At 75.2% G+C, this 14,359-nt stretch carries 14 protein-coding genes and 1 pseudogene; 10 read left to right on the forward strand and 5 right to left on the reverse strand.

Annotated elements, in window-relative coordinates; translation table 11 throughout:
• Positions 1–191 precede the first annotated feature (191 nt).
• Positions 192–629, reverse strand: a complete 438-nt coding sequence (locus ACFCY1_RS11735; RefSeq protein WP_375874347.1) for a hypothetical protein — start codon at positions 627–629, stop codon at positions 192–194.
• Positions 630–1,387: 758 nt separating this feature from the next.
• Here ACFCY1_RS11735 and ACFCY1_RS11740 point away from each other — a divergent pair.
• The 9 genes and pseudogenes from ACFCY1_RS11740 to ACFCY1_RS11780 all read left to right on the forward strand — a co-directional run bounded on the left by ACFCY1_RS11740 (position 1,388) and on the right by ACFCY1_RS11780 (position 8,667).
• On the forward strand, positions 1,388–1,663 hold the full coding sequence (locus ACFCY1_RS11740; RefSeq protein WP_375874348.1) for a hypothetical protein: 276 nt from the start codon (positions 1,388–1,390) through the stop codon (positions 1,661–1,663).
• Positions 1,664–1,682: 19 nt separating this feature from the next.
• Complete coding sequence (locus tag ACFCY1_RS11745) at positions 1,683–2,468, forward strand: helix-turn-helix transcriptional regulator (RefSeq protein WP_049657953.1); 786 nt, start codon at positions 1,683–1,685, stop codon at positions 2,466–2,468.
• A 154-nt stretch (positions 2,469–2,622) separates the two neighbouring features.
• Positions 2,623–3,033 carry a sigma factor-like helix-turn-helix DNA-binding protein gene (locus ACFCY1_RS11750; RefSeq protein WP_074001055.1) on the forward strand — a complete coding sequence of 137 codons (411 nt, stop codon included), beginning with the start codon at positions 2,623–2,625 and terminating at the stop codon, positions 3,031–3,033.
• Between the two features lie 305 nt (positions 3,034–3,338).
• On the forward strand, positions 3,339–3,548 hold the full coding sequence (locus ACFCY1_RS11755; RefSeq protein WP_049660537.1) for a cold-shock protein: 210 nt from the start codon (positions 3,339–3,341) through the stop codon (positions 3,546–3,548).
• A gap of 360 nt (positions 3,549–3,908) precedes the next feature.
• The gene (locus tag ACFCY1_RS11760; protein ID WP_375874349.1) at positions 3,909–4,301 is read left to right on the forward strand and encodes a hypothetical protein; all 393 of its coding nucleotides are present in this window, start codon (positions 3,909–3,911) and stop codon (positions 4,299–4,301) included.
• Between the two features lie 262 nt (positions 4,302–4,563).
• Positions 4,564–5,310: pseudogene (locus tag ACFCY1_RS11765) on the forward strand (trypsin-like serine protease).
• 65 nt (positions 5,311–5,375) lie between these two features.
• A complete protein-coding gene (locus tag ACFCY1_RS11770) occupies positions 5,376–6,383 on the forward strand; it encodes an aldo/keto reductase (protein ID WP_375874350.1) in 1,008 nt (335 codons plus the stop codon).
• Between the two features lie 51 nt (positions 6,384–6,434).
• On the forward strand, positions 6,435–7,250 hold the full coding sequence (locus ACFCY1_RS11775; RefSeq protein ID WP_375874352.1) for a DUF4253 domain-containing protein: 816 nt from the start codon (positions 6,435–6,437) through the stop codon (positions 7,248–7,250).
• Positions 7,251–7,407: 157 nt separating this feature from the next.
• Positions 7,408–8,667 (forward strand): SLC13 family permease, encoded by a 1,260-nt coding sequence (locus ACFCY1_RS11780; protein ID WP_375874364.1) that lies wholly within the window; start codon positions 7,408–7,410, stop codon positions 8,665–8,667.
• Between the two features lie 220 nt (positions 8,668–8,887).
• Here ACFCY1_RS11780 and ACFCY1_RS11785 read toward each other — a convergent pair whose 3' ends face one another.
• Positions 8,888–10,678 (reverse strand): beta-galactosidase family protein, encoded by a 1,791-nt coding sequence (locus tag ACFCY1_RS11785; RefSeq protein WP_375874354.1) that lies wholly within the window; start codon positions 10,676–10,678, stop codon positions 8,888–8,890.
• Between the two features lie 105 nt (positions 10,679–10,783).
• Entirely contained in the window at positions 10,784–11,257 is a 474-nt protein-coding gene (locus ACFCY1_RS11790) for a hypothetical protein (protein WP_375874355.1), read from the reverse strand.
• A gap of 288 nt (positions 11,258–11,545) precedes the next feature.
• On the opposite strand from ACFCY1_RS11790, the gene ACFCY1_RS11795 reads away from it, so the two are divergent.
• The gene (locus ACFCY1_RS11795; RefSeq protein ID WP_117485160.1) at positions 11,546–12,088 is read left to right on the forward strand and encodes an SMI1/KNR4 family protein; all 543 of its coding nucleotides are present in this window, start codon (positions 11,546–11,548) and stop codon (positions 12,086–12,088) included.
• Between the two features lie 32 nt (positions 12,089–12,120).
• Here the strand turns inward: ACFCY1_RS11795 and ACFCY1_RS11800 are convergent, their stop codons facing one another.
• Positions 12,121–13,197, reverse strand: coding sequence for a helix-turn-helix transcriptional regulator (locus tag ACFCY1_RS11800; RefSeq protein WP_074001048.1), 1,077 nt, complete (start codon positions 13,195–13,197; stop codon positions 12,121–12,123).
• Positions 13,198–13,311: 114 nt separating this feature from the next.
• The gene (locus ACFCY1_RS11805; RefSeq protein WP_375874356.1) at positions 13,312–14,256 is read right to left on the reverse strand and encodes an NAD-dependent epimerase/dehydratase family protein; all 945 of its coding nucleotides are present in this window, start codon (positions 14,254–14,256) and stop codon (positions 13,312–13,314) included.
• Positions 14,257–14,359: the final 103 nt, after the last annotated feature.

The raw sequence follows: 14,359 nt of genomic DNA on the forward strand, positions 1-14,359 counted from the left end.
CTTCTTTTCATTACCCCCCTGTTCGGGGCTTGCCTGGTGGTCTGGTTTTTTTTAATACGCGCCGGGGGGGGTCGGGGCCCCCCGCGGGGGGGGCGGGTACGGGGGGACCGGCCGCCGCGGCGCCCTGGGCGGGCAGCGCGCCCAGCAGGGCGAGGGCCAGCGCCGCCGCCTTCGTCGACAGGGCCATCGGCTCAGTCGATGTGGGAGCGGTGGGACTCGATGATGCGGTACTGGCTGGAGGCGTAGTCGTAGGAGATGTAGGCCGTCCAGTAGTCGCCGCTGACCGCCGGGACGCTGGTCAGGTACGAGGTGCCGTGGTTGTAGGCCCACTGCCAGGTCTCGTAGTTGTCGATGCCGATGGCGTTCGGGTCGCGCTTGTAGAGGCCGATCCAGTCGTACTTGCCGACGTTGTTCGGCGGGGTCCAGTTGATCTGGACGTAGCCGCCGTTCTTCTCGGCCCAGGTCGTGGGCGCGTCCGCCGCCAGCGTCGAGTTCGGCGCGCTCTGGACGCTCTGGACGCCGGCGGGCACCGCCGCCGAGGCGGTGGCCGTGCCCGCGAGGGGCAGGGCGACGGCCGTCACCAGGGCCGCGACGGCGGCGGCACGGGTGCGAAGGGGAATACGGGACATGCGAGTCCTCCAGGGTCGTCTGCCGGCGGCCCCACCTGGCGGCCGCCGAGTCCGTGACCGGACCGGGAACACGCTCGTGGACTCCCGCAGACAACCGGTCAACGTCCTGTCGACGCCCTGGTCACCACGGCCGCGGGCACTCCCCGCCGGGCTCCCCGGTAGACAACCGATGAACGGCGCATCAGTGAACTCCCGTACCACGCGCACGATTTCAGGAGGACAGTCCTCCGCTACGGGGGACCCGCGCAGGGCGGGGAATGCGAGGGCCGGGGGGAGGGGCGGTGGCGGGGCCCGTCACAAGTGGAGTGCCCGCCACCGCCGGAGTGCAGAGAGACCGCCTCGGGCCACCGGGGCCGGGCGGTCTCTGCTGTTCGGGCGGGCCCATGCGCCAACACGGCCCGCTGCCGATGTTCCCGAGATGTTGGAGTGAACAGCGCCCCCCGGGTTCCGGACCCGCAGGTCCGGGTGACGCCGCTGTCAATCGTCACACCCGGCCAGGACGGCTTACAAGGGCGCGCTGCACAAAGGCGCATCAAAATCCGGTTTCGATTCGTTGAACTGCGGCTTTCTGGTACGACGTTCGCAAGATTTCAGGTAGGGGCCGGGACTGTCGCGCATCAATCCGCGCGATGTTCGCCGAACCGATTGGGATTCACCCATATGCCTGACAGAGTGTCATCCAACGGGCACCCCGTGCGACGCCAACCGCACAAGTGCCCACCCGTTGGAGTGGACAGTGATATAGGAGGGTTCCCTCGATGACGAGGAAGCGGAACAAGCGCGTCCCCATCCCCTGCGCGGACGGCGTCCCGAGGCCCGCGCGCCGCCCGGCCCTGCCCTGGCCGTTCGTGGCCGGACAGTCGTCCGTGACGGCCGTGACCGCCGGCCAGGTGGCCGTGGTGATCGTCGTGGTCGTCCTGACCGTCGCGCTCACCGCCGCCCTGGTGGCGACCGGCATGTCGGCCGGAGTGGCGCTCGAACTGACCACCGGGGGCTGGCTGTTGGCCTCCAGGCTGCAAAGGGGACGGGCCTAGGGGAGAGCGCCTGCCTGCGATGGGACGCCGAGAGAACCCGATCGAGACGACCGAGCCGGCGCTGAGCCGACTGGCCGCCTGGCTGCGGGAGCAGCGCGAGCAGGCCGGGTTGACGTACAGTCAGCTCGCCGTTCGGACCAACTACCACGCCACCACCCTGCAACGGGCCGCCAGCGGGCGCTCCCTGCCGAGCTGGAAGGTCGTCGAGGCCGTCACCGGCGAATGCGGCGGCGACCTCAAGACGGCCCGGCGCAAGTGGGTCCACGCCAACTACTGGGCCCACGTGCCCCGCCCCTCGGGGAGCCGGCGGCTGCGCGCACCGAGGCGGGTCGACCCCCAACAGGTCGACTCCTTCGCCGACTTGCGCCGGGCGATGCACGAGATGCGCCGCAAGGCCGACTGGCCCTCCCTGCGGGAACTGGACCGCCGGGCCCGCGACCGGGGAGGGCGCCTGCCCTCCAGCACGCTGGCCCTGGTCCTCAAGGGCGAGGCCCCGCTGCGCAAACCCGTCTTCCTCGCCTACATGGAGGTCTGCGGGGTCCGGGAGGCCCGCCGCGCCCTGTGGGCGGCGGCCTGGGACCGGACGAACAACGCCCGCACCCCGTTCCCGGTCAACTCGCGCACGTACCAGAGCGAGTTCACCCGGGCCATGCAGTCCTCCAGCGCCGGGACGTCGACGGACATCCTGTTCCGGCTCTGGATGACCCTGCGCACCAACCTGGCCGCCGACCGCGACGACGGCCCCGGCCACTCCGGCGCGGCGGGCCGCGGAGGCACCGACGACAACCCGCCGGTGCTCGTGTGACCCGGTCCGCGGCCGGGACGCGCCACCCGCGTCCCGGCCGCGGGCCCCAGCCACCCACGGACGGGCACCCGCCCGCGTCCCCGTCGCGGGCCGGCGCCCGCCCGCGCCACCTGCGGGAAACCTCGGGACACCTCGGGAAACTCGGGACACCACCATGCCGACACCACCACGCCGCCCGGCTGCCCCCGGGCCCGCCCTGGGCCTGTGGGCGCTGCACGACCTCCACCTGCGCCACTACCTGGACTACGCCGCGCTGCTCCTGTCGCCCGCCGACGCGCCCCTGGCCGTCCGCGCCGCCTTCGAGGAGCTCGGCGGCCACTGGCTCGACGCCCTGGCCACCGCCAGCCCGGCCGCCTGCGCCTGGCAGGCGGTGCGCCGCCGCGTCTGCGCCCTGGCCGGCCCCCGGCCGCTCGGCCCGGTCGCCCACCTCACCGCCGCCCAGCAGGACGTCCTGCTGCTGCACCTGGTCCTCGACCTGTCCGCCGCCGAGATCGCCGCCCTCACCGGCACCGAGCCCGCCGCCGTCCACGTCCAGCTCCGCTCCCTGGCGGCCGCCCGCCGCTGAGCGGCCCCGCCCGGGGGTGCCCCCGCCGCGCGGCGCCCGGGGCCGGGCCGGCGGGCCGGCCCGTACGGCCGGCGGCGCACCCGGAGGTCACCGGTGCGCCGAAGAAGAGCGCCGCGAGAATTCCCGTTTCGGCCCGAGGCCTGTTACGGTCGTAGGAGTTGCAGTTTTGGTTCCCATGAACTCTGTGTGCGCCTGCTGATTCCCATCGCAGGCGTATTTTTTTTCTGAGATCCCGGCGGGTCATCAGTGCGGCGACGAGTAGCCCGCGCAGTGCGGTCTACAGCGCCTTAGAAGGAGAATTTCCCATGGCTTTCGGCACCGTGAAGTGGTTCAACGGGGAAAAGGGCTTCGGCTTCATCCAGCAGGAAGACGGCGGCCCGGACGTGTTCGCCCACTACTCGAACATCAACGCCTCGGGCTTCCGTGAGCTGCTCGAGGGCCAGAAGGTCGAGTACGACGTCACGCAGGGCCAGAAGGGCCTCCAGGCGGAGAACATCCGCCCCGTCGCTCTCTGACATTTCCCGCCGCACGATTCTCGAATCGTAGAGGGAACCGGGGCCCGTACCGCACAGGCGGTACGGGCCCCGGCCCATGTCCGCCCGCCGTCGCCGACCGTTTTCCTTATTCGCGGACTTCGCGAACCGGAATAAAACGGGCATGAGGGAATCCGCCCACCCGCCGGACTCGCCGGACCCGCCGTACGAGCCGGACCCGCCGACGCGAACCGGTCCACGCCTTCCCGCCCTCCGCCGACCGTCCCGTGCAGAAGCCGGCGGTCGCGCCCGCCCCGGGGTGAGCCCGACGGCGGACCGGGACCGTAGACGTGGACGGGGCGCCCGCTGCCGGAGCGGGCGCCGCGGCGCGAGGAGGCAGGCGTGCTCAGGTTCCACGGCGCATGGCGGATCACCGTGGTCGGCACGAGCGCCGACTTCGACCAGCGGGCGGTCGTGCGCGGCGCGTACGGACTGCGGGTGCTGCCGGGGCGGGTCGGCGCCACGATCGCGGTCGACGAGGAGAGCTGGACGCTGTCCCTGGAACACCGCCCGTTGGGCCGCACCTGGCAGCCCAACCTGCGCACCACCCCCGGTCCGGTCACCGAACACGACGGCCTGCGCAGCCAGTTGCTCACCAGCAACGACCGCCACTGGCCGGGCAAGCCGCTCGGCTACGTCAACTTCGTGCTGCGCCTGGAGCAGAGCGTCGCCCCGACCGGCGTCCCCCCGCTGCCGTCGCCGTCGCCGGGGGAGTACGGGCGGGCCACCCGGTAGCCCGACGGCGGGTCCGGGGGCTACCCCCAGGCCGGAGCGGCCCGCTGGCCGGGTGTTGCGGTGGGCGGGCGCCGAGTTGACTGGTCGTATCCGCACCAGCCGACCGACCGAAAGGCCGTCACCCGTGTCGTTCCGCACGACCGTCCGCACCGCCACCCGTACCACCGCCGCCCGTACGACAGCCGGCGAGCCCGCCTCCCGCCGCCGCGGCGCCCGGATCGCCGCCGTCGCCGCGCTGGCTGCCGCGCTGGGCGCCACCGCCATGAGCGGCAGCGCCTCCGCGATCGTCAACGGCCGTGACTCCACCGAGCGTTACCCCTTCATGGCCACCCTCCCGCTGAGCGCGAAGCAGCTAGCCGACGGCGCCTGCGGCGGCACCCTGATCGACCGCCAGTGGGTGCTGACCGCCGCCCACTGCGTGGTGGGCACCGAGGACACCGGCGTCACCCTCAAGGGCACCGTGCGCATCGGCAGCGCCCACCGCGACAGCGGCGGCAGCGTACGGAACGTCGAGCGCGTCGTCGTCCACCCCGGCTTCGGCTTCGGCGACGGCGCCACCCGCCCCAACCACGACGACCTCGCCCTCGTCCGCCTGGACCGCCCCGCCGCCGGGCAGCCCATCCGCATCGCCGACCACCCCGGCACCCCCGGCACCCCCACCCGGCTGCTCGGCTTCGGCACCGTCGTCGACACCCAGGACTACCAGCAGATGGTCTTCCCCGACCGCCTCCAGGAACTGCCCAGCCGCATCGGCGCACCGGCCGACTGCGCCCCCGGCTACGCCGACCCCACCCGCCTGTGCACGCTCAGCCGCGTCCCGTAGGCCATGGCCTGCTTCGGCGACTCCGGCGGCCCCCAGATCCAGCGCGGCCGCGGCGGCCGCTGGGAACTGGTCGGCGCCACCTCCGGCCCCGGCGCCCCCGGCGTGCCCTGCGCGGGCGGCCCCGGCCTGTACACCGACGTGCCCGCCTACGCCCCCTGGATCCGCGCCACCATCGCCGCCGGCTGACGGCCCGGCACCACCACGCGGCTAAAGTCCCAGGTGAGAACCGTCGCGCCCGAGGAGAGCCCGCCATGCCGACCGACCCCGCCGCCACCGCAACCCCCGCCCCCGCCGCGCGCCCGCACCCCGCGCGCCTCGGCCTGGGCACGGCGGCCGTCGGCCGGCCCGGCTACATCAACCTCGGGCGCGACACCGACCTGCCCGCCGACCGCACCGTCGACGCCCTGCGCGCCCGCACCCACACCCTGCTCGACGCCGCGTACGCCGCCGGCGTCCGCTACCTCGACACCGCCCGCTCCTACGGCCGCGCCGAGGAGTTCCTCGGCCAGTGGCTCGCCGAACACCCCCGGGCCGCCGCCGAGGTGACGGTCGGCAGCAAGTGGGGCTACACCTACACCGCCGACTGGCGGACCAGCGGAGTCGCCGCACACGAGGTCAAGGAGCACTCGACGGCCGTCTACGACCGCCAGATCCACGAGACCCGCGCCCTGCTCGGCGACCACCTGGACGTCTACCTCGTCCACTCCGTCACCCCCGACAGCCCCGCCCTCACCGACCCCGCCCTGCACCGGCGCCTCGCCGCCCTCGCCGCCGAAGGCGTGCGGGTCGGCCTGTCCACCAGCGGCCCCGCCCAGGCCGACACCATCCGCCGGGCCCTCGCCGTCACCGCCGACGGCCGCCCGCTGTTCACCGCCGTCCAGGCCACCTGGAACCTGCTGGAGACCTCCGCCGCCCCCGCCCTCGCCGAGGCCCACGCGGCCGGCTGGCTCGTCGTCGTCAAGGAGGCCATGGCCAACGGCCGCCTGGCCGGCCGCAACGCCACCGGCCCCGACACCACCGCCCTGCGCACCCTCGCACAGCACACCGGCGCGACCGCCGACGCCCTCGCCCTGGCCGCGGCCGCCGCCCAGCCCTGGGCCGACACCGTCCTCTCCGGCGCCGCCACCCCCGACCAGCTCACCTCCAACCTCGCCGCCACCCACCTGCGCCCCACCCCCGAGGACCTCACCGCCCTCGCGCCCATGGCCGAGCCCGCCGAGACCTACTGGCACACGCGGGCCGCACTGCCCTGGTCCTGACGGGGCGCCCGCCGCCGGGCGCTGTCGGTGCCCGCCCCTACGGTGGGCCGCATGATCGAGCACCCGGACCTCGCCGCCGCCCTCGCCGCCCTGCCCGTCGACCTGCCGCCCGGGCGACTGGTCACCGAGGAGGACGGGCGGGAGCCGCTGCTGTGGATCAGCGACGACCCCGCGCCCGCCGGGCTGTGGCGGCAGCTGCACCGCGCCCACCCGCAGACCGGCCTGTGGCCGCTGCTGCTCAGCCCGCTGGACCGCGACGACGACTACCGGCCCTGGCTGTCCGGCGAGCTGTACCCGGCCGACGCCTCCGAGCCCTCCCGCTACGACCCGCAGACGCTGCTGCGCGGCTGGTGGAGGCAGGTCGACGAGGACGAGGACGAGGACGGGGACGCGAGCGAGGACGCCGAGATCCTGGACGAGGCCCTGGCCCCCTACGGCCGCGTCTGGCCCGGCCCCGCCCCCACCGCCACCGTGCCCGACGGCGCCGCCGGCACCGAGGCCCGGGAACTGGCCGAGGTGCTGGGCTCCGTCAAGGACGTCCGCCTCGGCCTGGTGCGGGCCGGCAGCGGCGCCGAGGCGCTGACGGCCTGCGGCTGGAGCGGCCCGGCGAACCACGCCGACACCGGCAGGATCGCCGCCGTGCTCGCCGACTGGGAACGCCGCTTCGGCGCCCAGGTGGTCGAAGTCGGCTTCGCCACCCTGGAGTTGAGCGTCCCCGTGCCGCCCGCCACGCTCGCCGAGGCGCTCCCGCTGGCCGCCGAGCACACCGCCTTCTGCCCCGACCTCGTCTTCCAGGGCACCGGCACCCTCACCGCCTACGCCGAGCAGCTGGTGGACGCCCACCAGTGGTCCTTCTGGTGGGACTGACCTGACCCCGGGGGGTACGGGGCCGGGGGTCCGGGGGGGCCGACGTCCCGGCCCCCGGACCCGCCCGGCGGCCGCGCGCCGCCGGTGTGGCATGCTGCGCCGGGCCGCGAACCGAGCGCGAGCACCGACCACACCACCCCCCCCCGAGGAGCGCGCCCTGAACACCGCCTGCGCCGAAGCCCTGTCCGCAGGACTCCTGGTGCTCGTCCTGGTCTGCGCCGTCGCCCGCCCCTGGGGCTGGCCGGAGGCCGCCGTCGCCGTGCCGGCCGCCGCCCTGCTCGTGGCGACCGGCGCCGTCCCGCTGGAGCACGCCACCGCCGAAGCCGCCCGCCTCGGACCGGTGATCGGCTTCCTGGCCGCCGTCCTGGTCCTGGCCAAGCTCTGCGACGACGAGGGACTGTTCCGCGCCTGCGGGGCCTGGATGGCGCGCAGCGCCGCCGGACGCCCGCGCCGCCTGCTGGTCCAGGTGTTCACCGTCGCCTCGGTCGTCACCGCCGTGCTCAGCCTGGACGCCACCGTCGTCCTGCTCACCCCCGTCGTCCTCGCCACCGCCGCCCGCCTCGGCGCCCGGCCCGCACCGCACCTGTACGCCTGCGCCCACCTGTCGAACACGGCATCGCTGCTGCTGCCCGTCTCCAACCTGACCAACCTGCTCGCCTTCACCGCCAGCGGCCTGAGCTTCGGCCGCTTCGCCGCCCTCATGACGCTGCCGTGGCTGGCGGCGGTCGGCGTCGAGTACCTGGTGCTGCGCCGCTGCTTCGCCGCCGACCTGGACGCCGCCCCGGCCGAGACCCCCGAGACCGGACCGGCCCCCGCCATGCCGGTCTTCGCCCTGGCCACCGTCGGCTGCACGCTCGCCGGGTTCGTCCTCGCCTCCGCGCTGGACGTCAACCCGGCCTGGGCGGCGGCCGCCGGCGCCACCGTCCTGGCCGCCCGCGCCCTGGCCCGCGGCCACGCCACCCCCGCGACGGTGGTGCGCTCGGCCGCCCTGCCGTTCCTGGCGTTCGTCCTCGCCCTGGGCATCGTGGTGCGCGCGGTCGTCGACAACGGCCTGGCCGCCGGCCTCGCCCACCTCGTCCCGTCCGGCACCGCGCTGCCCGCCCTGCTCGCCACCGCCGCCCTGGCCGCCGTCCTCGCCAACGTCATCAACAACCTGCCCGCCACCCTCGCCCTGGTGCCGCTGGCCGCCCCCGTCGGGCCCGGCGCCGTCCTCGCGGTCCTGCTCGGGGTGAACATCGGCCCCAACCTCAGCTACGCCGGCTCGCTGGCCACCCTGCTGTGGCGCGGCATCGTCCGCGACCGCGGCGTACCGGTGGACCTGCGCGAGTTCACCCGCCTCGGCCTGCTCGCCGTCCCGGCCACCCTCACCGCCGCGGTCCTGGCCCTGTGGGCCTCGCTGCGCCTGATCGGGGTCTGAGCGGGGGCCTGACGGGTGCCGGAGTGCTGTGACCGCGCCGGGCCTACGCGGGGCGCAGGACGGGATCGATCCCCGCCAGGGCTTCGTGCAGCCGGCGAGCCCCCGAGGCACCATGGTCGTCGGTGCCCATGGCAAGCCTCGCGTCACCGTGTCGTGGCGGAGCGGGAAGTCGGCGGGTCCGACGTCCCGCGTCGGGGAGTGGCCGGCGGGCCCGGTCCGGTCAGTACTCGGAGCTGGGGGCCGGTGTGACCGGGCCGAGGTCCGGTGCGTCGCGCAACTCCACCGCTGCGCCGTGGCGTTCGAGTTCCAGGACGACCAGTTCGTTGGCGCCGGCCCGCCACAGCGGGGCGGGGGCGTAGAGGGTGCGCTGGGGGCCGGCGGCGCAGTGGCGGCCGAGCAGGAAGCCGTTGAGCCAGAGCAGTCCGCGGCCCCAGTGGGGCAGGGCGACGAACGCGTCGGCGGGGGAGGGGAGTTCGGCGGTGAAGCGGTGGAAGGCCGGCTCCCCGTCGCGTACCCCGGCGTCGTCGGTGAAGCGCAGGGCGGACAGGTCGGTCAGCGGCAGGGGGCGGATCTGCCAGTCGAAGAGCCGCTGGTGGCCGTGCGAGACGCCGCGGGTGATGCCCTTGCGGTCGTCCATCTGCGGGCCGTAGTTCACCCGGCCCAGTGCCTCGACCAGGATGTCCAGCACGACGCCGTCGGGCCCGGTGGCCAGCGGCAGGGTCGCGCCGGGGGAGTTGCGCTCCAGCGTCCCGAGCGGGCGGCCGTCCGCGAAGACCTGCGCCCGGTCGGCCAACCCGTCGATGCGCAGCGGCAGTTCGGGGCGCGGCCCGGGCACGCGGGTGCGGTAGTGGATCAGGCCGCGGTCCTGCCCGACCTGTTCCATCGGCAGCGGTGCGGCGTGCCGGCGCGGCCGCGACAGCGCGTCCAGGGCCTTCGCCAGGGGCGCCCGCCCGTGCGCGCGCTCCAGCCGCTGCGGCGCCACCCGGGGTACGGGGGTGGGCAGTTCGCCGTCCGGCAGGGGCAGGTAGCGGCCGATGACCTCGCGCAGGGCGTGGAACTTCTCGGTCAGTTCGCCGGCCTCGCCGATCGGCGCGTCGTAGTCGTAGCTGGTGACGGTCGGCTCGTAGCCGGCGTCCAGCGGGTGGGCGCCGGAGTGGTTGGCGCCGGACCACAGGCCGAAGCTGGTGCCGCCGTGCGCCATGTAGAGGCTGACGGAGGCGCCGGTGGCGAGGAGTTCGTCGAGCGAGGCGGCGGTCTCCTTGGGGTCGCGGACGTGGTGCGGCAGGCCCCACTGGTCGAACCAGCCGATCCAGAACTCCATGGCGGTCAGCGGGCCTTCGCCCTGGTGGCGGCGGAGTACCGCGAGGCGCTCGGGCGCGCGGGAGCCGAAGGTGGCGGTGGCGAGGTGACCGGGGATGGCGCCGCCCTGCTGCATGGTGTCGTGGGCGCCGTCGGCGGTGAACAGCAGGCAGTCCACGCCGCGCCGCACCAGGCCGTCGCGCAGGTGGGCGAGGTAGGCGGCGTCGTCGCCGTAGCTGCCGTACTCGTTCTCCACCTGCACCGCCACCACCGGCCCGCCCCGGCTCGCCAGCAGCGGCAGCAGCTCGGGCGCCAGCGCGTCGAACCAGCCGTCCACCTCGGCCAGGTACGCCGGGTCCGCGCAGCGCAGCCGCAGCCCGTCCACCGCGAGCAGCCGGGCGGGCAGCCCGCCGAACTCCCACTCCGCGCAGATGTACGGGCCAGGGCGCAGGATCACGTCCAGGCCCAGGCCGCCGGCCAGCCGCACGAACCGGGCCACGTCCCGCCAGCCGGTGAAGTCCACCGTCCCGTCGGGCAGTTCGTGGAAGTTCCACGGGACGTAGGTGTCCACCGTGTTCACGCCCAGCGCCCGCACCCGCCGCAGCCGGTCCTCCCACAGCCGCGGGTGCACCCGGAAGTAGTGCACCGCCCCGGCCACCACCCGGTGCGGCACCCCGTCCCGCACGAACCCGTCCGCGTCGTACCCGAGCATGCGCACACCCCGCCTTCCCGCAGGACACCCCCGCGGGCCCCGGAGGTCCCGGAGACCCGGCACCGCCGAGCCTAGCGAGGATCTGGCCGCGTGGGCCGTCGGTGCTCAGGTGTCGTAGCAGCCGTTCCAGGGGGCGGAGAAGGCCAGGCCGTCCGGGTGGAGCTCCATCCAGACGCCGTCCTCCTCGTCCTCCTCTTCCTCGTCCACCTCCAGGACCAGGCCGAACAGGGCGCCCTCGAAGCGGACGTCGAAGGGCGCGATGGCGATGTCCTGGTAGTGCCGCCCCGGCAGGGCGTCCAGCCACTGCTCCAGCAGCCGCCGGGCCGCGGCGATCGCCTGCTGCTCGCCGTCCGCCGTCGTGCCGGTGAACTCGATGCGCGAGCCCAGGTGGCGGCCGGCCTCGTCGAAGCGGTGGAGGACGGCGTGCCAGCGCTTCTGCGGCTGCCAGTCGTCGCCGCTCCAGCCCTCGCGGTAGGCCGCGACGACGGTCGCGTAGAACTGGCCGCCCTCGCACCGCCCGATCGTGCGGGTGCGGTAGTCGGGCTGGTAGCCGATCGGGATGACCTTGGGAACGTTCACGGGCCGAACCCTAGCTCCCACCTGCGACAACGCGCGCCGGCGGGGGCCGGCGGGGGCCGGCGGAGCAGGGATCCCGGCCGCCCCGAGGACGCACACTCCCGCCGCGATGCCCAGGGACCGCCGCCGACGGCGCGGCTCCTCGCCGCCCGCTGCCGCCGTCGAGCCGTCCCGCGTCTGGACCCCGCCCTGCGCTTCCTGTGATCATGCCGCTGAACTGAGCGGATGCCGGCAGTCGCGGTGACACGCGGCCGTAGCCGGGGGCGCGGGAGACCACGAGAGGGAACGACGGTGCACACAACCGACATCAGCGGGCTTCTGGAGCTCATGCCCCCGCCCGAGGGGGCCGGTGAATCCGGTGACTGGGCGGTGGTCGAGTCGGCGTGGGGTCTGCGGTTCCCGCGCGACTACGTCGAGTTCGTCGCGCGGTACGGGGCGGGGGAGATCGACCGGTCCCTCGCCGTGTTCGCCCCCGACGAGCTGATGCCGCCGGACGCCCCGCAGCCGGGCATGCGCGGCATGACGGAGGAGGCGCGCCTGCTCTTCGAGGAGGAAGGCGAGCCCACCGGCGAGGTGCGCTCCGCCGGGCAGATCGTCGCCTGGGGAGCGTCCTGCACCGCCGACACGCTGGCCTGGCTGACGGTCGGCGACGACCCCGACGCGTGGCCGGTCCTGGTCCTGGACCGCGACGGGGGCGCGCCCCGGGTCTTCGGCCCGGGCATGGTCGGGTTCCTCCACGGGGTGGTCTCCGGGGCGGTCGGCCCGAGCCCCGTCGGCGCCGTCGTCGCCTGGGGCGAGGAGCCGCCCCGCTTCGTCCACTGGCGGGCGGGGTAGCGGCCGGCCCGGGCCGGAGCCGCGTGCGCCCGCTACCGCGGCGGCAGGCCGAGGGTGGGGAGGTGGTCGGCCATCAGGAGGGCGACGAGTTCGCGGCGGGAGCGGACGCCGGTCTTGTGGAGGATGGCGGTGACGTGCTGCTGGACGGTGGGCACGGTCAGGTGGAGCAGCGCGGCGATGTCCTTCGTGCTGGCGCCGCGCACCGCGTGCAGGGCGACCTGCTGTTCACGCGGGGACAGGCCGTGGGCGAGGATCGCCAGCGGCAAGCGCTGGACGGGGGAGGCCGGGGAGGCGACGACGGCGACGCCGCCGCGCCGGCCGTCCAGCGGGGAGGCGTGCAGGGACAGCCACTGGCCGTCGGGGGTGCACACCCGCACCTCGGCGGGGCCGCCGCGGCGGGCGGCCTGGCGGGCGACGGTGAGGAAGCCGCTGGGCACGCCGCCGGTGTGGGCGGTGGGTTCGGCCATCCGTCCGATCAGTTCGCGGGCCGCCGCGTCCGCCGAGCGCAGCCGCCCGTACCGGTCCAGGATGGCGACGGCCGGGGCGGGGACGGGCGGCAGGGGGCGGGCGCCGCGCAGGGCGGCGAGGTGGGTGTCGCGCAGGGCGGCGCCGATCGGGGCGGCGACGCGTTCGGCCAGGCGCAGGTCGGGCAGGTCGTAGCGGCCGCGGGCGCGTTCGCGCATGAACGCCGCGGAGCCCCAGCGGCCGCCGCCCACATCGAAGTTGATCCGCAGTTCGTCGCCGTATCCGCAGGGGTTGAGCAACTCCCGGTAGCGGACGCTGCGTTCGGGGCGGCCGTCGGTGGCCCGGTCGACGGTCTGCGCCCGGTGGCCGGCGGTGCGGATCGCGGTGAAGGTGGTGGAGTCCTCGCCCTGGAGCTCCAGGTGCACGGCCTGCTCGAACTGGGCGGGGTCCAGGCCGTCGGCGACGGTGGAGGTGGGGAACCCGGTGACCGGGTCGTTGCCGTGCCAGCAGCCGCCGTCGTAGCCGAGCGGTTCCAGCAGCAGGGTGTGCAGCTCGCGGAACAGCGCGGCCGCGGGTAACCCGGAGGACGCCAACTCGCCTATGGAACCCAGGACTTCCCGCTCAACCTCACGTCGTTTGGCCACGGACGGAATCCTACGGACGCAGGGTCTCCGTGTCCGGTGAACGGACGAGGAAGGACGGGTACGGAGCGATGGGGAGAGGCGCCCGCCCCCGCCGGTGACCGGCGTTCCCGTCCGTCACCGGCCGTCGCGCTCGCGCCACCAGGCGACCGTGGCCCGCAGCTGCTCCTCCAGTGGCGTGGCGCGCACCGTGAACGCGGCCTCGTAGGCGGAGCAGTCCACCGTGAACGGCCGGTCGAACTGGTAGCGCGTCTCCCGCAGTTCGCGCAGCAGCGGGGAGAACAGCCCCGCCACGGCCAGCGCCGCCGCGGGCAGGCGGCGCACCGGGACCGGGCCGCCGCCGGCCTCGGCGGCCAGCCGCTCGACCATCGCGCGCACCGATAGCGGAGGGGCGGTGGGCACGTGCCAGGCCCGGCCCCAGGCCCGCTCCTCGCCCGCGAGTTCGGCCATCGCCCGGGCCACGTCCGGCAGGTAGGTCCAGCTGTGCGGGGCGTCCGGGTCGCCGAGCGTCGCGACCGGGCGGCCCTTGAGCAGGTTGGGCAGCACCCGCGCGGCCAGGTGGCCGCCGTCGGTGACGCCGGGGCCGAAGAAGTCCGAGGCCCGCACCTCCACCGCCCGGATCCGCCCGGCCTCGTGCAGCGCCCGCGCCCGCTCCCAGGTCGCGGCCCGCACCTGCCCCTTGGGGCCGGTCGCGGCGAGCGGCAGGTCCTCGGTCAGCGGCCCCGCCACCGGCCCGTAGCCGTACAGGTTGCCGAGCATGACCAGCACCGCGCCGCTCTCCTCGGCCGCCGCGCACAGCGAGGCGCTCAGCGCCGGCCAGAGCCGCGCCCACTGCGGCAGCGGCGGCGCGGCGCAGCCGTGGACGGCGACGGCGCCGCGGGCGGCCCGCGCCAGCGCCGCGGGGTCGCTCGCGTCCAGGGCGAGGTGCTCGACGCCGGCGGCGGCCGGCCCGGCGGGGCGTCCGGTACGGGTGGCGACCCGGACCTCGTGGCCCTGTTCGGCCAGCAGGCGGGCGGTGGCGGCCCCGGCGGGCCCGTGTCCGACGACCAGGTGGAAGCTCATCCGCCACACCCTAGTACTGCAACGACACTCCGTAACGTTGCGTGTCCTCGCCTCGTTGAGTGTGTTCGTGCTGGAAGAAATAACTGACGGATGGTCGGGCGAG

The organism is Kitasatospora sp. NPDC056273 (assembly GCF_042268845.1).
In the GTDB taxonomy this organism is placed as follows: Bacteria; Actinomycetota; Actinomycetes; order Streptomycetales; family Streptomycetaceae; genus Kitasatospora.

Bases quoted from the DNA above. Each gene is read 5' to 3' on its own strand.
- ACFCY1_RS11735 (WP_375874347.1), bottom strand. From the start codon at position 629: ATGTCCCGTATTCCCCTTCGCACCCGTGCCGCCGCCGTCGCGGCCCTG.
- ACFCY1_RS11740 (WP_375874348.1), top strand. From the start codon at position 1,388: ATGACGAGGAAGCGGAACAAGCGCGTCCCCATCCCCTGCGCGGACGGC.
- ACFCY1_RS11745 (WP_049657953.1), top strand. From the start codon at position 1,683: ATGGGACGCCGAGAGAACCCGATCGAGACGACCGAGCCGGCGCTGAGC.
- ACFCY1_RS11750 (WP_074001055.1), top strand. From the start codon at position 2,623: ATGCCGACACCACCACGCCGCCCGGCTGCCCCCGGGCCCGCCCTGGGC.
- ACFCY1_RS11755 (WP_049660537.1), top strand. From the start codon at position 3,339: ATGGCTTTCGGCACCGTGAAGTGGTTCAACGGGGAAAAGGGCTTCGGC.
- ACFCY1_RS11770 (WP_375874350.1), top strand. From the start codon at position 5,376: ATGCCGACCGACCCCGCCGCCACCGCAACCCCCGCCCCCGCCGCGCGC.
- ACFCY1_RS11775 (WP_375874352.1), top strand. From the start codon at position 6,435: ATGATCGAGCACCCGGACCTCGCCGCCGCCCTCGCCGCCCTGCCCGTC.
- ACFCY1_RS11785 (WP_375874354.1), bottom strand. From the start codon at position 10,678: ATGCTCGGGTACGACGCGGACGGGTTCGTGCGGGACGGGGTGCCGCAC.
- ACFCY1_RS11805 (WP_375874356.1), bottom strand. From the start codon at position 14,256: ATGAGCTTCCACCTGGTCGTCGGACACGGGCCCGCCGGGGCCGCCACC.